The sequence below is a fragment of the Acidovorax sp. genome, assembly GCF_034519795.1.
Classification (GTDB): domain Bacteria; phylum Pseudomonadota; class Gammaproteobacteria; order Burkholderiales; family Burkholderiaceae_C; genus Acidovorax.
The window spans coordinates 178,024-202,766 of sequence record NZ_JAXHOB010000003.1 but is presented as its reverse complement, the minus strand read 5'-3'; the positions used below and the strand labels follow the sequence as shown (position 1 = coordinate 202,766).

Annotated in this window: 23 protein-coding genes; 15 read left to right on the top strand and 8 right to left on the bottom strand. The window is 67.2% G+C overall.

Annotated elements, in window-relative coordinates; translation table 11 throughout:
* Nucleotides 1–565 precede the first annotated feature (565 nt).
* From priA to gspD, 11 genes are all read left to right on the top strand, one after another.
* Nucleotides 566–2,683, top strand: a complete 2,118-nt coding sequence (gene priA, locus U5N23_RS02880; RefSeq protein ID WP_322591347.1) for a replication restart helicase PriA — start codon at nucleotides 566–568, stop codon at nucleotides 2,681–2,683.
* 231 nt (nucleotides 2,684–2,914) lie between these two features.
* The gene (locus tag U5N23_RS02875; protein ID WP_322591346.1) at nucleotides 2,915–4,513 is read left to right on the top strand and encodes a GspE/PulE family protein; all 1,599 of its coding nucleotides are present in this window, start codon (nucleotides 2,915–2,917) and stop codon (nucleotides 4,511–4,513) included.
* Nucleotides 4,510–5,709 (top strand): type II secretion system F family protein, encoded by a 1,200-nt coding sequence (locus tag U5N23_RS02870; protein ID WP_322591345.1) that lies wholly within the window; start codon nucleotides 4,510–4,512, stop codon nucleotides 5,707–5,709. The genes U5N23_RS02875 and U5N23_RS02870 overlap by 4 nt, the downstream gene beginning before the upstream one ends.
* A 39-nt stretch (nucleotides 5,710–5,748) precedes the next feature.
* Nucleotides 5,749–6,207 carry a type II secretion system major pseudopilin GspG gene (gspG, locus tag U5N23_RS02865; RefSeq protein WP_322591344.1) on the top strand — a complete coding sequence of 153 codons (459 nt, stop codon included), beginning with the start codon at nucleotides 5,749–5,751 and terminating at the stop codon, nucleotides 6,205–6,207.
* A gap of 27 nt (nucleotides 6,208–6,234) precedes the next feature.
* The gene (locus tag U5N23_RS02860) at nucleotides 6,235–6,714 is read left to right on the top strand and encodes a prepilin-type N-terminal cleavage/methylation domain-containing protein (RefSeq protein WP_322591343.1); all 480 of its coding nucleotides are present in this window, start codon (nucleotides 6,235–6,237) and stop codon (nucleotides 6,712–6,714) included.
* Nucleotides 6,692–7,222: a type II secretion system protein gene (locus U5N23_RS02855; RefSeq protein WP_322591342.1), complete on the top strand. Its 531-nt coding sequence runs from the start codon at nucleotides 6,692–6,694 to the stop codon at nucleotides 7,220–7,222. Before U5N23_RS02860 ends, U5N23_RS02855 begins: the two co-directional genes overlap by 23 nt.
* Complete coding sequence (locus U5N23_RS02850; RefSeq protein WP_322591341.1) at nucleotides 7,219–7,860, top strand: prepilin-type N-terminal cleavage/methylation domain-containing protein; 642 nt, start codon at nucleotides 7,219–7,221, stop codon at nucleotides 7,858–7,860. Before U5N23_RS02855 ends, U5N23_RS02850 begins: the two co-directional genes overlap by 4 nt.
* The gene (locus tag U5N23_RS02845; RefSeq protein ID WP_322591340.1) at nucleotides 7,857–8,885 is read left to right on the top strand and encodes a hypothetical protein; all 1,029 of its coding nucleotides are present in this window, start codon (nucleotides 7,857–7,859) and stop codon (nucleotides 8,883–8,885) included. The genes U5N23_RS02850 and U5N23_RS02845 overlap by 4 nt, the downstream gene beginning before the upstream one ends.
* Nucleotides 8,886–8,960: 75 nt before the next feature.
* A complete protein-coding gene (locus U5N23_RS02840) occupies nucleotides 8,961–10,307 on the top strand; it encodes a hypothetical protein (protein WP_322591339.1) in 1,347 nt (448 codons plus the stop codon).
* Complete coding sequence (locus U5N23_RS02835) at nucleotides 10,304–10,921, top strand: hypothetical protein (RefSeq protein WP_322591338.1); 618 nt, start codon at nucleotides 10,304–10,306, stop codon at nucleotides 10,919–10,921. Before U5N23_RS02840 ends, U5N23_RS02835 begins: the two co-directional genes overlap by 4 nt.
* A gap of 202 nt (nucleotides 10,922–11,123) precedes the next feature.
* Nucleotides 11,124–13,451, top strand: a complete 2,328-nt coding sequence (gene gspD, locus U5N23_RS02830) for a type II secretion system secretin GspD (RefSeq protein WP_322591337.1) — start codon at nucleotides 11,124–11,126, stop codon at nucleotides 13,449–13,451.
* Nucleotides 13,452–13,512: 61 nt separating this feature from the next.
* Here the strand turns inward: gspD and U5N23_RS02825 are convergent, their stop codons facing one another.
* The 7 genes from U5N23_RS02825 to U5N23_RS02795 all read right to left on the bottom strand — a co-directional run bounded on the left by U5N23_RS02825 (nucleotide 13,513) and on the right by U5N23_RS02795 (nucleotide 18,353).
* Nucleotides 13,513–14,466 carry an AEC family transporter gene (locus tag U5N23_RS02825; protein ID WP_322591336.1) on the bottom strand — a complete coding sequence of 318 codons (954 nt, stop codon included), beginning with the start codon at nucleotides 14,464–14,466 and terminating at the stop codon, nucleotides 13,513–13,515.
* A gap of 110 nt (nucleotides 14,467–14,576) precedes the next feature.
* Nucleotides 14,577–15,839, bottom strand: a complete 1,263-nt coding sequence (locus tag U5N23_RS02820; protein ID WP_416208562.1) for an ABC transporter substrate-binding protein — start codon at nucleotides 15,837–15,839, stop codon at nucleotides 14,577–14,579.
* Nucleotides 15,840–15,944: 105 nt separating this feature from the next.
* Nucleotides 15,945–16,304: a hypothetical protein gene (locus U5N23_RS02815; protein WP_322591335.1), complete on the bottom strand. Its 360-nt coding sequence runs from the start codon at nucleotides 16,302–16,304 to the stop codon at nucleotides 15,945–15,947.
* Between the two features lie 103 nt (nucleotides 16,305–16,407).
* The gene (locus U5N23_RS02810; RefSeq protein ID WP_322591334.1) at nucleotides 16,408–16,533 is read right to left on the bottom strand and encodes a hypothetical protein; all 126 of its coding nucleotides are present in this window, start codon (nucleotides 16,531–16,533) and stop codon (nucleotides 16,408–16,410) included.
* Between the two features lie 30 nt (nucleotides 16,534–16,563).
* Nucleotides 16,564–16,806, bottom strand: a complete 243-nt coding sequence (locus U5N23_RS02805) for a roadblock/LC7 domain-containing protein (RefSeq protein WP_322591333.1) — start codon at nucleotides 16,804–16,806, stop codon at nucleotides 16,564–16,566.
* Nucleotides 16,803–17,357: a GTP-binding protein gene (locus U5N23_RS02800; RefSeq protein ID WP_322591332.1), complete on the bottom strand. Its 555-nt coding sequence runs from the start codon at nucleotides 17,355–17,357 to the stop codon at nucleotides 16,803–16,805. The genes U5N23_RS02805 and U5N23_RS02800 overlap by 4 nt, the downstream gene beginning before the upstream one ends.
* Nucleotides 17,358–17,546: 189 nt before the next feature.
* Entirely contained in the window at nucleotides 17,547–18,353 is an 807-nt protein-coding gene (locus tag U5N23_RS02795) for a hypothetical protein (RefSeq protein ID WP_322591331.1), read from the bottom strand.
* Between the two features lie 236 nt (nucleotides 18,354–18,589).
* On the opposite strand from U5N23_RS02795, the gene U5N23_RS02790 reads away from it, so the two are divergent.
* From U5N23_RS02790 to U5N23_RS02780, 3 genes are all read left to right on the top strand, one after another.
* Complete coding sequence (locus U5N23_RS02790) at nucleotides 18,590–20,662, top strand: ATP-dependent helicase (RefSeq protein ID WP_322591330.1); 2,073 nt, start codon at nucleotides 18,590–18,592, stop codon at nucleotides 20,660–20,662.
* Nucleotides 20,663–20,879: 217 nt separating this feature from the next.
* Complete coding sequence (locus U5N23_RS02785) at nucleotides 20,880–22,052, top strand: phospholipase A (RefSeq protein WP_322591499.1); 1,173 nt, start codon at nucleotides 20,880–20,882, stop codon at nucleotides 22,050–22,052.
* Nucleotides 22,053–22,430: 378 nt separating this feature from the next.
* A complete protein-coding gene (locus U5N23_RS02780; protein ID WP_322591329.1) occupies nucleotides 22,431–22,817 on the top strand; it encodes a hypothetical protein in 387 nt (128 codons plus the stop codon).
* 68 nt (nucleotides 22,818–22,885) lie between these two features.
* On the opposite strand, the gene U5N23_RS02775 is transcribed toward U5N23_RS02780, so the two are convergent.
* The gene (locus U5N23_RS02775) at nucleotides 22,886–23,374 is read right to left on the bottom strand and encodes a universal stress protein (RefSeq protein ID WP_322591328.1); all 489 of its coding nucleotides are present in this window, start codon (nucleotides 23,372–23,374) and stop codon (nucleotides 22,886–22,888) included.
* Nucleotides 23,375–23,473: 99 nt separating this feature from the next.
* Here U5N23_RS02775 and tgt point away from each other — a divergent pair, with 99 nt between their 5' ends.
* Nucleotides 23,474–24,646 (top strand): tRNA guanosine(34) transglycosylase Tgt, encoded by a 1,173-nt coding sequence (gene tgt / locus U5N23_RS02770; protein WP_322591327.1) that lies wholly within the window; start codon nucleotides 23,474–23,476, stop codon nucleotides 24,644–24,646.
* Nucleotides 24,647–24,743: the final 97 nt, after the last annotated feature.

Genomic DNA, 24,743 nt, shown 5'->3' with positions numbered 1-24,743 from the left:
CTGGCGATTGCACTTTTGGCGGGCAACCTAGCGAAAGCACGGTTTTTCAAGGGCTGGCGGCCTGCGCGCACGGGATATCAACAAAGTTATCCACAGAATTTCTGAACTTCTCGGAAAACCCGTGGCGAATCAAGCACTTGCGCGCGACATCGCAGAAATCAGTGCATATCCCCTCTTTCCGGCTAGCACAGAAAGCACGCCCAATGTCCTCTTGACGAACCGGGCCCACTGCACTTATGCACACAGAACGTGATGCGGCGCAGCAAAAATCCGGCACCTGCGGCTAGCACAAAAACACCCGCCAGAAAACTTCAGATGGTTGATTCATATGGATTTTTTGCCCCTGCTGGATTTACAGGCATTGTGTTCAGGCCCAGTATCCATGCGGCCTGGGCCGCAGTGAGGACAGGATGTCAACAAAGTTATCCACAGATTTGTGGGATGACTTGAAAAACGCAGCGCGATCAGCCACTTAGCGGTGAAACCGCCACTGCACATGAAGTAGCACGCGCAAGCCACCCGGAGGATTGGCGTACGATTCCCGGCTGTCCCTGAACCACCGACCTTGCCGCTTCCACCCACCACCATCGTCCATGTGGCCCTGCATGCTCCCTCGCACAGCGGCGTGGGCGATCTGCTGAGCTACGCCAGCCCCGAGCCCTTGCCCGCCGGGACGCTGGTGCGGGTGCCCTTTGGCACCCGCGAGGTGCTGGGCGTGGTCTGGGACGCAGACGAAGCCACCGGCGAACTGCCCGAAGGCGCGACCATGCGCCCCATCGCCGGGGTGCTGGCCGGCGTGGCGCCGCTCGATGCGTCCTGGCGCCGGCTGGTGGGGTTCGCTGCACGCTATTACCAGCGCGCGCTGGGCGAGGTGGCGCTGGCCGCCCTGCCACCGCAACTGCGCGACCTGGGCCCTGAACAACTGGCCCGGCGCCTGCGCCGCCCGGCCGCGCCTGCTGGCGACGCTGGCCAGACCTTGCCCACAGTGGCCTTGACGCCCGAGCAGGAAAGCGCGCGCGCGCAGATCGCGGCCGAAAAAGGCCCGTTCGTGCTGTTCGGCAGCACCGGCAGCGGCAAGACCGAGGTCTACCTGCGCTGCGTGCAGGAAGTGCTGGACGCCGACCCGAACGCCCAGGCCCTGGTGATGGTGCCCGAGATCAACCTCACGCCCCAACTCGAAGAACGCTTCACCGCCCGCTTCGGTGCCCAGGCCGTGGTCTCGCTGCACAGCGGCATGACCAACCCGCAGCGCCTCAAGAGCTGGCTGGCCGCGCACAGTGGCGCGGCGCGCATCGTGCTGGGCACGCGCATGGCGGTGTTCGCCAGCATGCCGGGCCTGCGCCTGATCGTGGTGGACGAGGAGCACGACCCGAGCTACAAGCAGCAGGAGGGTGCCCGCTACTCGGCACGCGACCTGGCCGTGTGGCGCGGCCGCGAGCAGGGTGCCAAGGTGCTGCTGGGTTCGGCCACGCCCTCGCTGGAGAGCTGGCACGCGAGCCGCCCGCCCACCCCCGAAGACCCCGAGGGCGGCCGCTACCTGCGCCTGCACATGCCCAGCCGCATCGGCGCCGGGCAACTGCCGCGCGTGCGCCGGGTGGACATGAACCAGCAGCCCAAGCGCACCGTGTTCACAGCGCCGCTGCTGGCGGCCATCACCGAGCGCGTGCAGCGCGGCGAGCAATGCATGGTGCTGCTCAACCGCCGTGGGTACGCCCCCGTGCTGCACTGCGCCGACTGCGGCTGGAAGAGCGACTGCCCCCACTGCAGCGCCCACCAGGTGTTCCACAAGACCGACCGCACCCTGCGCTGCCACCACTGCGGCTACACCGTGCGCGTGCCGCGCCACTGCCCCACCTGCGGCAGCCCCGACATCCTGTCCATGGGCCGGGGCACGGAGCAGCTTGAGGAGCAGCTCGCGGACCTTCTGTCCGAGGTATTGCGGCCCGATGGATCGCCCGCGCGCATCGCCCGCATCGACGCCGACACCACCAAGGCCAAGGGTGCGCTCGAGAGCCAACTGGCCCAGGTGCATTCGGGCGAGGTCGACGTGCTGGTGGGCACGCAGATGATCGCCAAGGGCCACGACTTTCGCCGCATCACCCTGGTGGCCGCCGTGCAGCCTGACGGCGCGCTGTTCTCCAGTGACTTCCGCTCGGCCGAGCGGCTGTTTGCCCTGCTGATGCAGGCCGGCGGGCGGGCGGGGCGAGACGCGGCCTACATGGCGGCCCAGGGCGGCGCGCCCTGCGAGATGTGGGTGCAGAGTTTCCACCCCACGCATGCCGTGTTCGAGGCACTGCGCACGCATGACTATCCCGCCTTTGCCGCCCAGCAACTCCAGGAGCGCCAGGAGGCGGGCATGCCCCCCTTCGCCTACCAGGCCCTGGTGCGGGCCGACGCCCGCACCCAGGAAGTGGCCCAGGCCTTCCTGACTGCGGCCAGCGCCGCCGCCCGCGCGCACGGCCTGCCGGGCGTGGACCATGTCACCCTGTACCCGCCCGTGCCCCTGGCCATCCAGCGCATCGCCAACGTGGAGCGCGCCCAGATGCTGCTGGAGAGCGAGAACCGCGCGGCCCTGCAGCGCTTTCTGGCCACCTGGCAGCCGGTGCTGCAAGCCACGCGCAGCGATCCGGCCCACAAGGGGCTGATCCGCTGGCTGGTGGATGTGGATCCACTGACGATCTGACCCGGCCCATTAACAAGAACTCGTCTTTGTTACGCGGCCCGGCATAGCCCCCCTGGATGGGGGGTGCTCCGGGAAAGGCGAACAAACTACAATGCCGGGTGGTGCCAGAACGCCCCCCAGCCAGTGGTTTGACGGGTCGTGCAGCGCCCATGCCACATGCCTTGGGCCGCTGGCAGATCCCGATCCACCCCCGAGTCCCCCAGCGCCGAACCGGCCATTCCCACCGCAACTATGAGCAGTCTCCCCATCGGCACCGATGACGCCGGCAACCAGGAAGCCGAGCTTCTGGCCCAGTTCGCGCGCAACCTGAAGGTGCCGCTGCTCAACACCATGACGCATGCGCTGCAGGACGTGGCGCCCATCGAGGGCCTGTCGCCGGCCTTTTTGCGCACGAACTCGCTGCTGCCCTTCTCGGTGTCGGACGAGGTGGTGCACATCGCCTCCGGCGTGCCTGTGCAGTTGGCCGCGCTCGATGCCTTGAAGCAGTTCTTCTCGGTGCCCACGCGCCTGCACCTGGCGCCACGCATGTGGATCCATTCGGGCCTGGACCAGGTCTACCGGCCCGAGAACGCCAGCCTGGCCGCCTTCGACGACGAGAACGCCGGTGGCTCGGACAACCAGGACGACGACCTCGAAACCCTGAAGGCCCTGGCCGAAGACGCCCCCGTGGTGCGCCTGGTGCAGTCGCTGCTGCTGCGCGCGGTGGACAGCCGCGCGTCCGACCTGCACCTGGAGGTCAGCCAGCAGAAGTTCCGCGTGCGCTACCGCATCGACGGCGTGCTGTTCGACGCCGAATCGCCGCCCCGGCGCATGTACATGGCGTCCATCTCGCACCTGAAGCTGCGCGCCAAGATGAACATCGCCGAGCGCCGCCTGCCCCAGGACGGCCGCATGAAGATGGAAGTCGGCGGCCGCCAGATCGACATGCGCGTCTCCACCGTGCCCACGGTGTACGGCGAGAGCATGGTCATCCGCCTGCTGGACCAGGGCCCCGGCATGATGGGCATGGACTCGCTCGGCCTGAACGCCGAGGCACTGGCCATGCTGGAAGCTGCCATCGTGCAGCCACACGGCATGATCCTCGTGACCGGCCCCACCGGCAGCGGCAAGACCAGCACGCTGTACGCCTCGCTGGGCCAGGTGAACCTGCCGGGCAACAAGATCATCACCGTGGAAGACCCGGTCGAGTACCAGATCGACGGCATCAACCAGATCCAGGTCAAGTCGCAGATCGACCTGACCTTCGCGAGCGCGCTGCGCTCCATCGTGCGGCAGGACCCGGACATCATCATGGTCGGCGAAATCCGCGACCGCGAGACGGCCGAGATCTCCATCCAGTCCGCCCTCACGGGCCACCTGGTGTTCTCGACCCTGCACACCAACGACTCGTTCGGCGCCCCGCACCGGCTCATGGAGATGGGGGTGGAGAGCTACCTGATCGCCTCCTCGGTGGTGCTCATCGTGGCCCAGCGCCTGGTGCGCGTGATCTGCCCGCACTGCAAGGAGAGCACCACACCCACCTCGGCCGACCTGCTGTTCCTGGCCGAAGAGGGCGTCGAGGCCCACCAGGTGACCGAGCTGTTCCACGGCAAGGGCTGCCACCACTGCGGCCAGTCGGGCTACATCGGCCGCACGGGCATCTATGAAATGCTGCCCATGACCACGGCGATCAAGGAAGCCATCATCCAGAAGATGCCGGCCGAAGGCGTGCGCCGCAAGGCCATCGAGCAGGGTGTGCGCACCATGCGCGCCGACGGCATCAGCAAGGTGCTGGCGGGGGTGACCACGCTCGAAGAGTTGGCGCGGGTGACGCGCCAGGAGATGACGTGAGGCCGCGCCCAGGGTCTGCAGGTACTGCCAGCCAGGGGAATCCGGTCGACACCGGCAGCCCACTGCCTGCGGATCCTGCGCCGTACCTGCCGCCTGCGTCCGACCAGAAGCCCGCAGCGCCCGGCATCAACTGGACCGCCTCGCTCGGCGGCGGCAGCAAGCGCGTGGGCATCAAGCATGTGCTGGCCATGACCGAGCAGTTGCTCACGTTGCTCGACGCCGGCCTGCCGCTCGACCGGGCGCTGCACATCTGCCAGAGCAGCATCGAGCAGCCGTTCTTTCGCGGCGTGATGCAGGCCGTGGTGGTCGATGTGGAAAAGGGCAATTCGCTGGGCGATGCCTTCATGCGCCACCCCTCGGTGTTCCCGCGCCTGTACGTGAACATGGTGCGCGCCGGCGAGGAAGGCGGCGTGCTGCCCGTGGTGATGCAGCGGCTGGTGGAGTTCTACACGCGCAGCATCGAGTTCCGCTCGTTCCTGGTCACCTCGTCCATTTACCCGGTGCTGCTGTTCTTCTTCGGCGTCAGCGCGCTGCTCGGGCTCACGGTGTTCGTGCTGCCCAAGTTCGGCCAGATCTTCACCGACATGAACCAGGAGCTGCCCACGGCGGCGGCCGTGCTGATCGGCACCGGCGAGTTCCTCAAGACCTATGGCCTGTACATCCTGGGGGTGATCGCCATGGCCCTCACCGGCTTCGTGATGGCCCTGCGCGACGACAAATGGCGCGAGCGCTGGCAACTGCTGCTGCTGCGCATGCCCGTGCTCGGCCCCCTGCTGCTCAAGATCCAGCTGGCGCATGTCTGCCGCACCTGGGGAACTCTATTGGCCAGCGGGGTTCCGATACTCACCGGCATGCGCATCGTGCGCGAGCTGACCGAGCACATCCCCTTGCGCAAGGCGCTGGACCGGCTGGTGCGCGCCGTGCAGGAAGGCAAGGGCGTGTCGGGCCCGGTGCGCGCCGACCCGTTCTTTCCCCGCCTGCTGGGCCAACTGGCTGCGGTGGGAGAGGAATCGGGCGCGCTCGATGCCATGCTCGTGAAGGTGGCCGACCAGTATGAGAAAGACATCCAGAAAGCCACGCGCAACCTGGTGGCCCTGTTCGAGCCCATGATGATCCTGCTGATGGGCGGGCTGATCGGCACCATCGTGGTGTCGATGCTGACCGCCATCTTCTCGATCAACGACATGCCCCTGTAAATGGACAAGTGACGCAAGTAAGTAAGTAGGTTTTTCCCCATGCATATGCCCTTCAAGCTCCCCTCCCGCAAGCCCGCGCTGCGCCGCGCAGGCGGCTTCACGCTGATCGAACTGCTGATCGTCATGGTCATCCTGGGCCTGCTGGCCTCGCTGGTGGGCCCGCGCCTGTTCGGCCAGCTCGATGCCTCCAAGGTCAAGGCTGCACGCACCCAGATCGAGATGCTGGGCGCCGCCATGGACACCTACCGCCTCGACATGTCGCGCTACCCGGGCACCGACCAGGGCATCGCCGCCCTGTCGGAAAAGCCGGCCGACGCGGCCGAGGCCGCCCGCTGGCGTGGCCCCTACCTCAAGAAGAAGGTGGACAAGGACCCCTGGGGCAACAGCTATGTCTACCGTTCGCCTGGCGAAAAGAGCGACTACGAGATCTCGTCCCTGGGCGCCGACGGCAAGGAAGGCGGCACGGGCGACGACGCCGATATCCGCAGCTGGGAATAAAGCCTTTGGGGCTCCGTGCGGTTGCGCATGAAAAAAACCGCCGGGTTCACTCTGCTGGAATTGCTCTTGGTGCTGGTGCTGGTAGGCATCGGCACGGGCCTGGCCATGGTCTCGGTGGACCAGCTGGCCGGCCGTGCCGAGGAGCGCCGCTGGCTCGACCGCACGCAGCAGGAGCTCAAGCGCCTGCGCAACCGGGCCGTGCTCAGTGGCGCATCGGTCGAGGCCACGCTGTACTTTGACTCGGGGCGCATCGCCACGGCAGCCGGCAATGTGCTGGAGCTGCCCGGCAGCTACCGCTTCGTCGCCAGCCCCGGCACCCGGCCCAGCACGATGTCCACGGCCACCCGTGCCGAAGACGAAACCCTGCAGCTGCTCTTCTACCCCGATGGCACGGCACAGGAGGCCGCCTTCCTTGTGCGCACCCCTTCGGGCGTGCAGCAGCAGTTCCGCATGGCCCGCATCAGCGGGCGCATTGAAAGAAATGATGCCGCGCCGACCGAGCAGTGAGCCGCTACCGGCCCGGCCGCGCCCCCTGCTGCAGCAGCACGGTTTCACGCTGCTGGAGGTGCTGGTGGCCATGGTGCTGATCGGCTTTGGCCTGGCAATCGCGTTCACCGCGATCTCGGGCACGGCGCGCCTGGACGACAAGATCAACGGCCACACCGCCGCCATGGCGCTGGCCCAGGCCAAGCTCGACGAGGCCCTTGCAAGCCCCACCTTCGCCGTGGCCGACGACGCCGTGGACCAGGGCTACGCCGGTACCGATTTCGGCTACCGCATCCACCTGCGCCCCTTCGAGGCGTTGACCCGCGCCCAGCAAGAGCGGATTCCCGCATTCCGGCAAAAGCTCGAAGAGGTGGAGGTCGAGGTCTTCTGGGGCCCCAAGGGCAACCAGCAGGTCTACCGTCTGAACAGCTACCGCCTGGCACCGCCCCCGCCGGGCGAGCGCACAGCAGGCGGCTCGGCAGCGCCCACCTCGTCAACGCCTCAGAACCCCGTGCGGCCCGCGCCATGAGAAGCCAGCACAGCCATTCCCGTCCAGGCACCCAGACCGGCTTTACGCTGCTGGAGCTGATGGTGGCGCTCGCCATCTCGGCCGTGGTGGCGGTGATCGGCGCCTCGGCCATGTCCACGGCGCTCGACTTCTATGGCCGCAACAACGACCGCGCCCGCTCGCGCGAAGAAGTGCGCGGCGCCGAGCGCGTCCTGCGCCACGAATGGACCACCCGTGGCATCGCCGTCAAGGGCAGTGCCACCACGCTGGAGTTCGACACCCTGCACCCGGTGATGGGCACGCCCGGGGCCGCACCGGCCATCGCGCGCGTGGAATATGCCTGCGAAGCCGCTGAAGGCAGCAACACCATGGTGCTGGTGCACCGGGTCAAGACCATCGCCGCAGCCGCCAGCAACAACAGCCGGCAACAGGCCCCGACACTGCTGGACACCAGCGTGCTGGCCACGGGCCTGCGCATGTGTGCCTTCTCGTACCTGACGCGCATGCCCAACCGCGAAGGCAAGCCCATCCCCACCTGGCTGGCCAAGTGGGAGCAGCCGCGCCAGCCGCCCGACCTGCTGCGCATGGGCCTGTCGGGCGTGCGCGACGACATGCCGGCCCTGGTGTACAAGGCCCGCAGCGAGGCGGGTGCACCATGAGCCGCCGCAACCCATTGCCGCGCCGACCCCCTCGCGGCGCAGGCCACGAGCGTGGCTACATCCTGCTGTTTGCACTGGGCCTGATGGCCGTGGTGACCACGGTGGTGCTGGGCGTCTCGGTCTCGCTGCGCCTGGATGCACAGCTGCTGGCCCGCGAGAAGGAGGCACTGCAGGAAGGCTATGTGCTGCAGTCTGCCGCGGCCTACACCGCGCTGCAGCTGGGCATTGCCTCGGCCGTCGCAGGCGCCAACCCGCCCTTGCCCGAAGAGGTGCGCCGCAACTGGCCGCTGTGGCGCCTGCCCGAGCCTGGGGCACCGCCCGCGACCGCCCCCGGCACCGCCCCCTCTGCCCGAGGAGTGGCCGCAGCGGCCGCCGCCGGCACCACGCCCACGGCACGCTACGAGGCCACGCTGGGCCGCCAGCCGTTCACGGCCGAGCTGCAGGATGCCAGTGGCCTGCCCGACGCCAACGACCTGACCGCCCAGGAGTGGGAGCGGCTGTTTGCGCTGCTCGGCACGGCCCCGGCGCGTGCGCGCGAGCTGGCGCTGCTGACCATGGAGTTCAAGAGCCGCGTGATGGACGCGCGCGGAACGGCCGGATTTTCAAGCATGCGAGAATTGCTCGATTGGAACGAGATACCGCGCGCCCTGGTGCGGGGTGGCACCACCCAGGTTCCCCTGGGTTTGCAGGACCTGCTGGTGGTAGGCACCCGAAACCGCAAGGTGCGGCTGGACACCACCCCCATCGTGCTGCTACGGACCCTGGGCAACCCCACGGACGAGCATCTGCAGCGCCTGGCCGCCATGCGCCGTTCGGGCACGCCCATCACGGCAGTGCTGGCCCAGCAATGGACCGCCGGCACGGGGCTGATCGCGGCCGACATGGCGGGGCCACCCACGGCCGTCACGGCGCGGTTGCGCCTGGGCAGCACCCGGCCCACCGGTGCAGCCCTGGTGACAACCCTGGTGCAGCAGGGTGGAAAGTTCAGCGTGGTGGACTCCGTGGTCGATGTAAGTGCCCGCTGACCACCAACCCCTTGTGACCGAACACCCGAAGGCTGCCGCGAAAAGAACATCCCGATCAGATTGAAAACCCAACCGATGCGCAATTTCTCCCCCTCAGCCAGCTGGCGGCACCAGTTGGTGCTGTCCCTCTCACCGCACAGCCTGTGCATCCTGCATTTCTACCGCGGGCTGCTGGGCTGGAAGCGCGCGCATGAGCTCGTGGTGCCCCTGCCCGAGGGAGACGGCTTCGCATCGCAATTGCAGCAGCAGCTGGCCGACAGCGTGACGCGCTGGAAGATCCCGCCAGGCACGCGCGCGCACTGGGTGCTGGCCGGCGACATCCTGGGCATCGTGCCGCCCAACACCCAGGGGGCCGGTGCCCCGCCTTCGCTGCCCTTCCCGGCCAGCGACACGCGCACGCAGGCAGACACCTTCGGCGGTGCCGAGGGCGCCTCGCTGATGTGGATGCACAAGGACTGGGTGACCGAGATCGAGCGCATCAGCAGCGCCTGCCGCCTGGCCCTGGTGGAGCTGTACGCCCGCGCACAGCTGTTCCAGCGCATCGCGGCCAAACAACCCGCCTCGCTGCGCGCCGTGGTCGAGGCCGACGCCTCCGACCAGTACCTGCATGTGTACGCAGCCAACGGCACCATGCTGCGCACCCGCGTGCTCGATGCGGCCGATACCCATGAACACCTGGCGCAGACCCTGCAGGTGGAGCTGGCCGCACTGGGCGCGCCCGCCGATGCGGCCCCTGGCCGCGCGGTACAGCTGACCACGCCCAAGGGCTACCCGGCCGAGCCGCAGACCTGGGCCGACTACCAGCACCACGTGCTGCCGGCGGCGTCGCACAGCGACCTGCTCGAAAAGCTCTGGCGCTCGGACCAGGGCGGCATCATCGTGCGCCACACGCACAACGACATGGTGCAGGCACTCAAGGTGCTCAGCCTGGGGCTGGGTGCCGTGGGCCTGGCGGGCCTGGCGCTCATGGTCTGGCACGATGGCCGGCTGGAGCGCCAGATCGAGGAGGGCCGCGACCGCGTGCGCAAGGACCTGCCCAAGGTGGAGGCCGCCAAGCTGCTCAAGAACCGCACCCTGCGCATGGCCGACGCCGTGCAGGCGGTCAATACGGCCCGCGAGGCACCGTCCGCGCTGGGCCCGTTCTCGCAATTGGTTGCGTATTTCCCGCCGCCACCCGCCACCTTGCAGTACTTCAGCTCCGACAATGGGGTCGTCGCGCTGGCAGGCCAGGGCAACGAAGGCAGCGTGAAATGGCTGCAGGAGCGGCCGCTGGCAGGCTTTGGCGCCTGGACCGACTTTCCCGTACCGGAGTACCTGGCCGCCAGCACCCCGCAGATCCACCTGCAGGCGCGCAAGGAAGCGCCCCAACCCATTGTTCCAGCTGCGGCCAAGGCCCCAGCATCGGGAGCCTCCCAACCATGATGAAGCGCGATCTCAAGCGGGTGCATGCCGCCCACGGCATCAAGTACTTTGCCTTTCCCGTCGTCGTGCTGCTGCTGATTGCCGCCCTGGTGGACCAGCGCCTCACCGGCTACCTGGAGCACCGCGAGCAGGCCAGCGACCTGCAGACCCTGCTGGAAAGCAACCAGACCACCCTGGACCTGGACAAGAAGGTGCAGGCCAACAGCGAGCAGGTGGGCAGCAGCTACGCCCCCATCGAGGCGCAGCTGTTCGTGGCCAACGACATCACCGAGTCCGTCAACGCCATGCAGCAGCAGGTGACCAAGCTGCTGCAGGGGCTGTACTTCGACAACATCGACCTGTCGGAGTTCTCGGATGCGCCCAAGGGCAGCGTCTCGCGCATGTCGCTCACGGCGCGCTTCAACGGCGTGCCCCAGCAGCTGCCGCGCCTGCAGATCGCCCTGGCGCAATCGCCCAAGCTCCTGGTCATGGACAAGGTCGAGATCAAGGTGGTGGACGACACCCAGCGCGGCGGGCAGCAACTGCACATCGTGGCCCGCTTCTCCGGCCTGCACATGAAGCCGCTGCCCGAGGCTGCCGCACCTGCTGCGCCCGCCGCAGCCGCCCGAAAATAAATCGAAACCCAGCCGAACTGCTGAATTTCAGAAGACTGCAATGAACAAATCCATTCCTCCCATGCTGCGCAAACTGACCGCTGTGAGCATTGCGCTCCTGCCCACGCTGACGGCAACGCACCTGGTGATGGCCCAGCAGCCACCGATCAACCCCTTCACGGGCCAGCCCATGCCCGCAGTGCCCAGCGGCGGCGGCACCCCCGTGCCCGGCGGCTTCAGCCTGCCCGGCATCACCATGCAGCCGCCGCAGGCAGGTGGCGCGGTGGTGGCGCCGCCCGCAACACCGCAGGCGCCGCCCACCGCACCCGGTGCAGCACAGGCGCCCACCATGCCCGCCCCCATGGCCATGCCGGCGCCCGGCACTGCGGCAGCAAGCACGTCCGCAGGCGGCAACAACCCCGGTGCGGTGCTGTCCAACACGCCCAACCCGGGTGTGACGCTCAAGTTCGACAATGCCGACATCTACGAGGTGATCCAGGTCGTGCTCGGCGAGGTGCTCAAGCTCGACTATGTGATCGACCCCACCGTGCAGGGCCGCGTCACGCTCAAGAGCACCGGCGCCATCAGCATGGCCGACATCTACAGCACGCTGGAGACGGCGCTCGCGGCGAGCAACATCTCCATCGTGCGCCAGGGCAAGATCTACAAGGTGCTGCGCGACACCAATGCGGTGCGCGACAGCGGCATCGGCCCGGGCGTGGGCCCGGCCTCGTCGGTGATGCAGATCATTCCGCTGCAGTTCGTGCAGGCCAACCAGCTGGCCAACACGCTGCGCGGTTTTGTCGGCGCGCAGGCGGCCATCACCAACGACCCCTCCAACCGCTACCTGATCGTGGTGGACAAGGCCGCCAACGTCGAGAAGATCGTCGAGATGGTCAAGACCCTGGACTCGGACTACGTGAGCCAGGTGCAGATCAAGCTGTTCCCGCTCGCCCACAGCGAAGCGGCCGACGTGGCCAAGGAACTGGACGCCATCTTCAAGACCTCAGGCATCCTCAACCGGCCCGGCACCGACGCGAACAAGACCTACTTCCTGCCTGTGGCGCGCATGAATGCGGTGATGGTGGCTGCCGCCAACCCGGCCCTGCTGCAGACGGCGGAGCAGTGGATCAAGACGCTGGATGCAGAACCACGCAATGGGCTGGGTTCGTTCGTGCATGTGTACCCGGTGGCCAATGGGAATGCGGCCAATCTGGCGAGCCTGGTGACGCAGATCTTTGGAGGGGCGGCACCGACGCAGAACAATGCGAATGCAGGGGCTTCTGGACTGCCGTCAGCCTCCAGTACCGCTTTTGGGGGGGCCTCAGGCGCAACAGGCAGTGGCACCGGGCTTACTGGTGCTGCCGCTGGTGGCGCCAGCAACCAGAACAACAGCTCCGCAGCGCGAACCATCGAACGGGGCAACACGCCTTCGCAAGGCACAACGGGCACCGCCCCTGGCTTGGGTGGTTCGGTGCAGGTGATTGCAGACACCGAAACCAACACGCTGATCGTTCGCGCATCGCCGCAGGACTACCAGCAAGTGCGCAAGGTGCTGGAACGTCTGGATGCCTCTCCGCGTCAGGTCATGGTGCAGGTCATGGTGGCAGAGGTGGCGCTCACCGACGGACTCAAGTATGGCGTGGAATGGTGGATCAAGTCCGCCCTGAGCACTGGTGGCAAAAGCTGGCCGGGCTTCATAGGATTGGACAGCACTGTCGCACCTTCGGCCGCTATCAGAACCGCGGCAGCGACAGCCATCACCCCCGCAGTCACAGGGACAAACTCCGGCCTGAACTACGCTGTCTTTGGGAGCGCCGGCCAGGTCATCGGACTGCTGAACCTGCTGGGTCAGGACACCACAGTCAATGTGCTTTCGACCCCCCACGTGCTGGCCAGCGATGGCAAGGTGGCAAAGATCGAAGTCGGTGATGAAATTCCCGTCGTCACGCAGACGGTTTCCACGCCGAGCAGCACCCTGCTCAACAGCAGCCAATTCTCTACGTCCAATTCGGTGCAATACCGGCCCACCGGCATCCTGCTGGAAGTCAAGCCCAGTATCACGTCAACTGGCCGAATCAGCCTGAGCATTTCTCAAGAGGTGAGCAGCATCGGAGGCAACATCTCGGCCGGTGGAGCCGACTACCCCAGCTTCCAGAAGCGAAAGGTCACCACGGACGCCACCATTGAAGATGGGAAGACCATCATGATTGCAGGCTTGATCGAGCAAAAGAATACCGGTGATGTCTATGGCGTGCCTGTGCTGAAGGACATCCCTATCCTGGGAGGACTCTTCGGCAGCACCAGCACGACAAAGAAAAAGACGGAATTGCTCATCACGATCACGCCTTACATAATCAACAACCGCGAAGAGGCAGACCGTCTTGCTGGTTCTTTCCAGGAAAGCCTGCAAAAGTTGCGCGTGATGATGCAAGAAAACAAAGAAAGCCAGGCACCCAATCTCGGCCGCGATGCCCCCGTACGCAGCCAGCAAAAACCTGCTGCCCTGCCAGCCCCGCAGATCTACAACAGCGAAGCCTTCGTCAACTGATCCCGCTGGTACCCAAAACAAAACAGCCCACTTCGGTGGGCTGTTTTGCTTTGCGGTCACCTCAGGTCAACAAGGCCACCGCCCCTGAAAAACTCACAAACGCCAGCGCCGTCGACACCAGGATGATGCGCGCCACGCGCCCGTTGTTGGCGCCGAAGCGCTCGGCCAGCAGCGAGACATTGCTGGCGCTGGGCAATGCCGCCACCAGCACCAGTACGGTGAGCGCAAACGGCGTGAGCGGCACCCCGGCGGCCATGGCCGCCGTGCCTGCCGCCCACACCAGCACCGGGTGCACCAGCAGCTTGGCCAGTGCCACCGGCACGTACTCACGGGTGGGCACCTGTTCGTGCTGGTTCATCTGCGAGCGTGCCAGCACCGCGCCGATGGTGAACAGCGCGACGGGCGAGGCGGCATCGGCCAGCATGGCCACGGTGCGGTCCACCGGGCCGGGGAGCTGGAAACTCAGCGCCGAGGCCAGTGCACCGAGCGCGATGGACCAGGGCATGGGGTTGGTGGCCATGCCCTTGAAGGCATTGCGCAGCGCCACGCCCACGCCGTGCGTGCCCGCGCCGTCCATGCGCGACAGGGCGATGCACAGCGAGCTGGTGACCAGCATGTCCACCGCGATGGTCACGATGGCGGGCCCAGCAGCCTGCGCGCCGAGCAGCGCCACGAGCAGCGGCACGCCCATGAAGCCGGTGTTGGGAAACGCGGCCACCAGCGCGCCGAAGGCCGCATCGTTCCAGCCGATGCGCCCACGGCGCGTGAACGCCACGGTGCCCACCACCATGACCAGCGCGCACAGCGCGTAGACACCGGCCACAGCCGGATCGAGCAGTTGCGCGATGGGCGTGCTGGCGCCAAAGCGGTACAGCATGCAGGGCAGCGCAAAGTACAGCACGAAGGCGTTGAGCCCCGGAATGGCCGGTTGCGGCAGCACGCCCCGCCGGGCGGCCAGATAGCCGCACAGCACCAGCGCGAAGAAGGGGAAGGTGACGAGCAGGACGGACAGCACGGGGGTTATTGTCGGGCGGCCCGGGGCTTGCAGAACCGCAGCGTCAGCGCAGAGTCAGGCGGCAGCCATCGCCGGTGGCGAGGTCGCGCCCAGGGCGGCTTGTGTATTTGTTATTGCTTGCGCTGGATGATCAGGTTGCGCTTGGCATCTTCGGGATAGGCGAATGTGATGGCACCGTTCTTCACCGCGCCGATGACGAGCATGTTGCGCGTGATGGCGTCCTTGTCGGTTGTGCTGAATGGCTTGTCGTAGGTGGCAACCACGCCGTAGTAGGTCTTCATCTTGCCCTCCAGCGACGCCTTGAGCGCCGGGCCGTTGAGGTTACCGTCGCGGATGCCGAGGAAGGCATACATCAGCAAATAGGTCGCATCGTAGGCATTGGCCGCTGCCATGGGCACGGCCAGCTTGCGCTGGAACTTGCGCGTGTAGCTCGACAGGAATGCGGCGCGGCGCTCGTTGCTGGGCTCGGCGATGAAGGTCTGCACCATCAGCGCGCCTTCGGCCGCGTCGCGCGCGCCATCGAGGAAGTACGGGAACGACAGGGTCCACGGCCCGACCTGGGGCACCTTCCAGCCCAGGGTCTTCTTGCCATTGGCGATGACGGCATTCTCCTGCCCCACGGTGTAGCTGAAGACCACGTTGGCACCCGCCGTGCGCGCGGCCGCCAGCTCGGCGCTGAGGTCCTTCACCCCGAGGTCGAAGCGCGCCACGTGCACGGGTTTCAGGTTCTTGGCGGCCAGCGCCGCCACCACGTCGTTGTAGCCGCCTTCGCCGTAGCCGGTCTTGTCGGCGAAGATGGCCACCTTGTCCCAGCCGCGCTTGACGATGTCTTCCACCATGAACGGGGCCTGCAGCGCGTCGCGCCCCTGCACGCGGAAGATGTAGCTGTCGGCCGGCGGGTACTTGGCCGTGACGGCCGTGCCCGACGAGCAGGGCACGATGAGCGGCGACCTGGCGTCCTGGAACAGGTCGATGGCCTTCATGGCCACGCCGGTGTTGCAAAAGCCGATGGTGGCGACGACCTTCTCGGCCAGCAGGTCCTGCGAGACCTTGCGCCCCTGGTCGGGGTTGGCGGCATCGTCCTTGACCACCAGCTCCAGCGGCCGGCCCAGGTAGCCACCGCCGGCATTGATCTCGTCCACCGCCATGCGGATGCCGTTGAGCATGGGCACGCCGAAGTCCGCCGAGGCCCCGGTGAACGGCCCCACCACGCCGATGCGCACGGGAGCAGTGCCACCGATCTGCGCGCGGGCCGGCAGCGCGGCCAGGGCCATTGCCGCCAGCGTGCACCAAAGGAAAAGCGCCCCACCCCAGGCGGCGCGTTGCGGCGCGGCTGCGGTGGAGCGCGGTGGCGCGAGGCTCTTGGTCGGCATGGCACGGCCTTTCGGGCTTGTCTCGTTGGTCCGTGCAGTATCAAAGTGCGAACAGACCCGGGACAGCGGGATTTCCCGCAGGAAGGCGCGTGCCGGCGTGCGCCGTCAGAATTCGATCAGCTTCTCGACGTCCTGCACCTTGCGGCGGGCCAGGGCGAGGTTGGCGCGCGCCTTGTCGAGCACCACATAGATGAAGATGCCTTCCTTGGACGCCATGGGACGGATGATGTGGTACTGCTTGCCCAGCGTGATCAGGATGTCGTCGATGGTGTCCTGCAGGCCCAGCGCCTGCATGGTCTTGTTCTTGGCACGCACCACCTCGGTGTTGCCGGCGGCGGCCAGTTCCATGTCCACCCCCGTGCCGATGCTGCCCAGCAGCATGCCGCTGCTGCTGTCGACGATGGCAGCGCACAGCGCACCTTCCACGCTTTGCAGTTGGTTCAGGGATTCATTGAGAGTCGCCATTTTTTGGGTTTCCTTGGGGTTCATTCGCACTGGCTGGAAGGGAGAGTGGGCGCAGGCTGCCAATGAAACGCCCGCCCCCGGAAATCGGCCGCAAGAGCGTCCGTCAGGCCCGGGACATCTCTTGCATCACTTCGCCCGCAGCCCACAGGGCGCGGCCGAGCAAGGCATCGCTGCCCAGCACCAGGCACAGGATGCAGGGCACGGGCGCATCGATGGACTGGAAGACCACGGTGCTGCCCTCGGCCTCGAAGGTCAGGCGCTAGCACTGGGGGCTCTGGATCTCGCGGCCCACGGCGCGGGCCATGGCCATGAGCGAGCTGGCCATGGCCGACAGGCGGTTGGCCTGCAGCTCGCTGCGGTTGCGCAGGCAGGCGATCTCGAATCCGTCGGGCGTGGCCAGCAAGGCCAGTTGCAGGCCGCTGATGGGGGCCGCATGGGTCTGGAGGGCACGCAGGGCCGTCTCGGCCAGGGCATCGGAAATCAGGGGGGCACTGCTTTTCATGGGGATTCGCTGCGAAGGGACAACATCGACACCAGCACGCTCAGAGCCTGCAGCACATCGGCACGCTTGCGCACATCGACCTGGAGCACGGGCACCACGCCATGGCCGGCGGCCTGCAGGCCATCGGCGAAGGCCTGGGTGGCTGCGGTCGAGGCCGGGCGGGCGCTCAGCACCAGGGCCAGGGGCGGGGTTTCGGCGGCTGCGGCCTCGGCCAGCAGCGCACCGGCTGCGTGCACGGCATCGGCGGCGTTCACGTCGACCATCACGAACACGCCCACCGAGGCGGACACCACCCATTGCCGCAGAAAGTCGAAGCGGTCCTGCCCGGGGCAGCCGCAGACCTGCACGAACTCGCCATCGCCCAGGTCGATCTGGCCGAACTCGGCGCCCACGGTGGTGAACTCCTTGGCGTGGGACTGGCGGTCCAGGTTGGGCACGTCGGAGGCCACCATGTCGTCGCCGCACAGCGCGCGGATGGCCGTGGTCTTGCCCACGCCCATGGGCCCCATGAAGGCGATGCGCGGCATCGGGGAAACGGCGGAATAGGACATTTCAGTATTCCATGGTTCTATGTGTTGCCGCAATCTCTGCAACTGGCACGCCCAACGCCAGTGCCCCAGTGCAAGGGCCGCCAAGCCGCGTGGGCGGCGCTTCGCTTGCGTGCACTGGGGGCGTCCCCCTCCCGACTCGCGCAGCGAGTCGAGAGAGGGGTGAAGGCGCGAAGCGACTCAGGGGGTGCTTCATGACCTGCTGGCCCCACTGATCCAGTGGGACAGGCGGCGCACAAGGCCTTTGTTCACGGGTGCCGGACGGCGGGATTCGGCGGCGGTCGACGAGGGCGCCACCGGCTGCGCGGGCGCGATCACCTGCAGCACCTTGCGGCGCGCCAGTTCCTTGAGCAGCTCTGCCAGCTCTGACGGCGCAAGGCCACTGTGGGTGTGCAGTTGCTGTGCGGTCACGGGCTGGCGCGCCAACAGGGCCAGCGCACTGATGCAGCCGGAGCTGTCGAAGGGCGGCCCCAGGAACACCCAGGCCCCCAGCCGGTAGCGGCTGCCCTGGGCTGCGGCCATGGCGGCCGAGCCCGCCGCCGCAGGCGGTGTTGGCTGGATGGTGCTGTGGGCGAATGCGCGCGACGGTGTGGACACAGGGACCACGGGAGGAACGGCCGGCGGCTGCGCCGCCACGGCAACCGCCGTTGGCGCAGCAGGCTGGCGGGCTTTCCAGTCCAGCAGGAAGACGGCCGCCCGGTCCAGGATGTCGATCAGGTCGGCCACGGTGTAGTCCTGCGGCAGGCGCCCCACCCAAGCGCCTGCAAAGTGTGCCCCTGGCTGCTCGCGCCCGACCCAGATCACGCAGGGCGGCAAGGGCTGCAGGCGCACCAGGTTCGACGACACGTCGAGCACCGCCACCTGGGCTTGCTCCAGTGGCGATTCGCGCCACGCAAAGACGGATTTGCGGGCCGCCACACCGAACAGCTCGGAGAACCGGGCGCGCAATGCAGGGGCCAGCAAGCCGGTCGCCAGGTCGCCCTTCAGATTGGTCTTCACGCAAAATACTCCGCAGTGCAGGGTGCAACCGGTCAGTTTAAGTGAGCACTCCATTCGCAACCAGTACAAAACCGTATCAGTCAGGTTTTGTGACACTAGTTGACCTTTCTGTGGCCAATTGTTCACAACGGGCCCCGACAGGTGCCCAAGGTATGATCTGCCACCCCCGTGCTGAAAACCACGCCGCGCGCCTTCGGCGCATGCGCGTCACCCCTCCCCCGGTCGCTGCCTCCCCCATGTCTTTCGGTCTCAATCTCGCCCAGCTCCAGGCTGTCCACTACACCGAGGGGCCCTGCCTCGTGCTGGCGGGCGCCGGCTCGGGCAAGACGCGGGTGATCACGCAGAAGATCGCGCACATGATCGAGCGCGGGCTGGATCCCAAGCGCATCGCGGCCATCACCTTCACCAACAAGGCGGCCTCCGAAATGCGCGAGCGCGCCAAGAGCCTCATCGGGCGGCGTGCCAAGGACGTGCTGATCTGCACCTTCCATGCCCTGGGGGTGCGCATGGTGCGCGAGGACGGGTCGGTACTGGGCCTCAAGCCCCAGTTCAGCATCCTCGACTCGGACGATGTGACCGGCATCCTCAAGGACGCCGCGGGCGGCACGGTCGACATGGCCACGGCGCGCCAGTGGCAGTGGACCATCAGCGCCTGGAAGAACAAGGGGCTGACCTCCGAACAGGCGTTGGCCGAGGCGGCGGACGACAACGAGCGCAGCATCGCCGTGCTCATGGCCCGCTACGAGGAGCGCCTGGCGGCCTACCAGAGCGTGGACTTCGACGACCTGATCGGCATGCCGCTGCGCCTCTTGCGCGACTTTCCCGAGGTGCGCGCCAAGTGGCAGGCCCTGCTCGGCCATGTGCTGGTCGACGAATACCAGGACACCAACGCCACGCAGTACGAACTGCTCAAGCTGCTGGTGGGCGAGCGTGCCCGCTTCACCGCGGTGGGGGACGACGACCAGTCCATCTACGGCTGGCGCGGCGCCACGCTGGACAACCTGCGCAAGCTGCCCCTGGACTTCCCGAGCCTGCAGGTCATCAAGCTGGAGCAGAACTACCGCTCCACCAGCGCCATCCTGCGCGCGGCCAACAACGTGATCGGCCCCAATCCCAAGCTGTTTCCCAAGACGCTGTTCAGCGAGCTGGGCGAGGGCGAGCCGGTGCGCGTGATCGACGCCGACAGCGAGGAGCATGAGGCCGAGCGCGCAGTGGCGCGCATCCTGAGCCTGCGTGCGGCCGCCAACCCGCAGCCGGACTGGAAGAACTTCGCCATCCTCTACCGCGCCAACCACCAGGCCAAGCCCTTCGAGAAGGCGCTGCGCAAGGTGAACATTCCGTACAAGGTGTCGGGCGGCACGAGCTTCTTCGACCGCGCCGAAATCAAGGACCTGTGCGCCTGGTTCCGCCTGTGGATCAACAACGACGACGACCCGGCCTTCCTGCGCTGCATCACCAGCCCCAAGCGGGGCATCGGCCACACCACGCTGGGCGCCCTGGGTGCGTTTGCCACCCAGCACAAGCAGAGCATGTTCGCCGCGCTGTTCAACAACATGCTGCCGGCGACGGTACCCAAGCGCGCGCTCGAAAGCCTGCACGAGTTCGGCCGCTACATCAACGACCTGGAGTACCGCGCCCGCCACACGCACGGCGCCGAGGCCGCGCGCGCCTTCCTGGGCGAGTGGCTCAAGGAGATCGGCTACGAGCAGCACCTGTACGACGGCGAGGACAGCGAGACCGTGGCCGCCGCGCGCTGGACCAATGTGCTCGAGTTCTGCGACTGGATGGCCCAGCGCGCGGGCGGCCAGATCGACGACAGCTCGGGCACCCCTATGGCGGCGGAGACCAAGAGCCTGCTGGAGGTCTCGCAGACCATCGCCCTGCTGTCCACCATTTCGGAGCGCGAGAAGGAGCAGGACATGGTCGTGCTCTCGACCCTGCACGCCTCCAAGGGGCTGGAGTGGCCGCATGTGATCCTGGTCGGGGTGACCGAGGGCATGCTGCCCTTCAAGCTCGACGACGACGAGGGCCGCCAGAAGGTGGTGGCCGAGGACACGCAGCAGCGCCTGCAGGAAGAGCGCCGGCTGATGTACGTGGGCATCACGCGCGCCCAGCGCACCCTGGCCGTGAGCTGGACCAAGCGGCGCAAGAAGGGCCGCGAAATGGTGCAGGCCCGGCCCAGCCGCTTCATCGCCGAGATGGGCCTGGACCGCACCAACGCACGCGAGGACCCGCGCGAAAAGCTCAAGGCGCTGCGCGCCGAGTTCGCGGCGAAGGCCAAGGCCAGCAGCGACGCCGCATCCCCCTGAAATGACGCGCCCGCGCAACAGCGGCCTGCAGGTCGAGGTCGCCGCCGACAGGCGGCGGCCGCCTGATTCTGGAAGAATGGGCACCGACACGCAACCCAGCGATCTGGCCGGACAAGAACGTCCATGGCCATCGCGGCAATGAAATACCAGGCACATGCAACACGCTCACAGCACCCCTCTCCCGTCCCTTCGCCCCGCCCGAGCGCGCGCCACGGGCATGGCTGCGGCCCACCGCACGGCAGCCCTGGCCCTGGCGGTGCTGGCGCCGGCCGGCGCGGCTTTGGCGCAAGGGGCGCCCGCGCCCTCCATGGCCCCCGGCAGCACCAGCACGGGCGACCAGGCGGCCTGGCGCCGCTGTGCGGCTCTGTCGAGCGACAACCAGGCACGTCTGGCTTGCTTCGACCAGTGGGCTGGCCAGCAGGCCTGGCAGTCACCCGCGGCCACTGCCGAGGCAGCCAATGCCGTGCCCGCACCGGTGGACACCACGCTGCCCGCCACGCGCATCATCGAGGTGGCGCGCACCGAAGGCTGCCGCGACCCGCAGTACAGCGACCTCTCGCGCTTCTGGGAGCTGGAGTCGGGCAGCGACTGCGGCACCTTCAGCTTCCGCGGCTACCGCCCCATCACGGTGTCGGTGGCGGCAGGCAGCAACGTCAACCGCCAGCCCACGTCCGGCGCCGACGGCAATTCGGCCACCGAATCCACGCCCTACCGCCGCACCGAGAACCGCATCCAGCTGTCGGTGCGCACCAAGGTGGCGCAAGGCCTGCTAACGCAGGGCCATCCCACGCTCAAGGATTCGGTGTGGTTCGGTTACACCCAGCAGTCGTACTGGCAGCTGTTCACCCCCGAGCTCTCGCGCCCCTTCCGCACGACCGACCACGAGCCGGAGGTCATGTACGTCTACCCCACCGATGCCAAGCTGCCGTTCGGCTGGCGCTGGCGCTACAGCGGTATCGGCCTGGTGCACCAGTCCAACGGCCAGAGCAAGCCGCTGTCGCGCAGCTGGAACCGCGCCTACCTGATGACCGGGCTGGAGCTGGGCAACGACATCAATGTGCGCGCCCGCCTCTGGAAGCGCCTGTCCGAAAGCGCGAGCAGCGACGACAACCCCGGCATCAGCGACTACATGGGCCGCGCCGAACTGGCCGCGTTCTGGAACTACGACAAGGACAACACCCTGGGCGCCACGATGCGCCACTCGCTGGCCAACAGCGACCGCGGCTCGCTGCGCGTGGAGTGGCTGCAGACACTGGGCTCGGGCTTTCTGGGCAGCAAGAGCAACCTGCGCCTGCACACCCAGTTGTTCAGCGGTTATGGCGACAGCATGATCGACTACAACCGCAAGCGCACGGTGTTCAGCCTGGGGCTGAGCCTGGTGGATTTCTAGCAGGTACATCCCCCTGAGGCGCTGACGCGCCTTCACCCCTTCTCTCGAATGGCTGCGCCATTCGGGAAGGGGGACGCAGCCAGTGCGGCGGGGCGGCCCTTGCACGGGGGCACTGGTATTGAGCCGCGCGCTTTCAACGGTTGTGGGAGGCGCCTTGCGCCATGCAACGCTGTCCGGAAGCAGGCGCCCGCCCCTCACAAACCGTTACTCAATTGCGGTCAAGTTTCATTTGCACGTGCCGAGGGGCCGCGCACAATGGCACGCGCACCGACTGGCATGCCAGCACGGATCACGCGCCGATAAGAGGCGTTTTCCGACCCCATTCCCTGCGATTGCCCCGTGGTGCGCCCTCGACAATGACCCCAGAGAGGAACCACCATGGACATGCAATACCAGCTCAAGGCCGGCAGCTACTACCTGTACGACATGCGCGAGGCACCGAGCGCCGTGACCGGTGAGCGCAGGTTCAAGCTCAAGACCGATACCGTGGCCATCGCCTTCGATGCGCACACGGGCGAGGTGCACCAGCATGGCAGTCCCACCCGCATCCAGTCCTGGGCCAACAACACGCGCCGCCGCCTGCGCGCCGCCGGTGCGCAGGACATGGCCAACGACATCGTGGTGGTGTCCGGCCCGTTGCCCGTGGACGAACTGAACAAATGCCTGTGGGTCAACGGCTATGTACGGCGCATGTTCTCGCGCCTGGCCAGCCTGCCCCACGGCAAGCTGCAGCGCACGGCGGAACCGTTCCGCAAGGCGGCCTGACGGCCCCCTGCTGCCTTCTCTCTGCCACAAGGGTCGCTCACGCGGCCCTTGGCACATGGGGATGTGCTTCAGCTCATGGCATCGGCCGTGCCGTCCTCCTGCTCCGGCTCCACCTGCAGCGCCACGTCGGCATGCTTGACGATGGTCACGGGCACCGGGCTGGCATGGGCCACTTCCTGCGACACCGAGCCGAGCAGGGCGCTGCTGATGGCCCCCTGCCCGCGCGCACCGATGACCACCAGGTCGCAGCCGCTGCGCTCGATCATGTCCACCAGGGTGTGCGCCACGTCGCCCACGCCGATGTCGGTTTCGTAGGAGACGCCAGCCGCATCGAGCAGGGCGCGGGCCGGTGCCATGAGGTGCTCGCCGGCCTCCAGGCTGGCCGCCGCGATGAGGTCGGCATCGCGCGCGGTCACCATTTCGTAGAGCGTGGCCGGTTCCTGCACGTTGGCCAGCACGATGCTGGCCGCGAGGCCCTGGCGCACGAGGCCCAGGGCATGGTGCACGCCGTCCAGCGAGAGGTCCGAGCCGTCCACGGCGATCAGGATCTTGAACATGGGGTTCTCCTTCCATTGGTGTGGAGTTCAGTGTACCGACACAGGGGCCGAAGGGCACCCATGGCCTCATGCACCGCACGGTCTGGGACAATGCGGCCCATGCTGCAGTTTGACCTTCTCACCACCGACCCCACCAGCCACGCGCGGCGGGGCACGCTCACGCTCAACCACGGCGTGGTGCAAACACCGATCTTCATGCCCGTGGGCACCTATGGCACCGTCAAGGGCGTGATGCCGCAGAGCCTGCACGACATGGGCGCGCAGATCATCCTCGGGAACACCTTCCACCTGTGGATGCGCCCGGGCCTGGACGTGATGGAGAGCTTCGGCGGCCTGCACGGCTTCGAGCAGTGGAACAAGCCCATCCTCACCGATTCGGGGGGGTTCCAGGTCTGGAGCCTGGGCGCCATGCGCAAGATCACCGAAGAAGGCGTGACCTTCGCCAGCCCCGTGAACGGCGACAAGCTGTTCATGTCGCCCGAGGTGAGCATGCAGATCCAGACCACGCTCAACAGCGACATCGTGATGCAGCTCGACGAGTGCACGCCCTACGAGACCAAGGGCCACCTGACCACCGAGCGCGAGGCGCGCCAGTCCATGGAGATGAGCCTGCGCTGGGCCAAGCGCAGCCAAGACGAGTTCCACCGCCTGAACAACCCCAATGCCCTGTTCGGCATCGTGCAGGGTGGCATGTACGAGAACCTGCGCGCCGAGTCACTGGAACGCCTGGTGGCAATGGACTTCCCCGGCTACGCCGTGGGCGGTGTCTCCGTGGGCGAGCCCAAGGACGAGATGCTGCGCATCATGGCCCACACCCCGCACCTGCTGCCGGCCCACAAGCCGCGCTATCTGATGGGCGTAGGCACGCCCGAGGACCTGGTCGAGGGCGTGGCCCAGGGCGTGGACATGTTCGACTGCGTGATGCCCACGCGCAATGCGCGCAACGGCACCATGTTCACGCGCTACGGCGACCTGAAGATCCGCAATGCGCGCCACAAGAGCGACCACCAGCCCCTGGACACCAGCTGCACCTGCCACGCCTGCGCGGGCAAGAGCGGCATCTCGTGGGAGGCCGGCGGGCGCGAAGGCTTCAGCCGCGCCTACCAGCACCACCTGGACCGCTGCGGCGAAATGCTCGGCCCCATGCTCACCAGCATCCACAACCTGCACTACTACCTGAACCTGATGCGCGAAGTGCGCGAGGCGCTGGAGGCAGGCACCTTCGCCCAGTTCCGCGCGCAGTTCAAGGCAGACCGGGCACGCGGCGTCTGATACGGATTTGCATTCGATCGTAGAACTAGGCGGGAGCCGCAGACAGTGCTGTAGCACGGCAAGGCGAACCAACGCCGTTGTACGGTTGAAGGCAAAT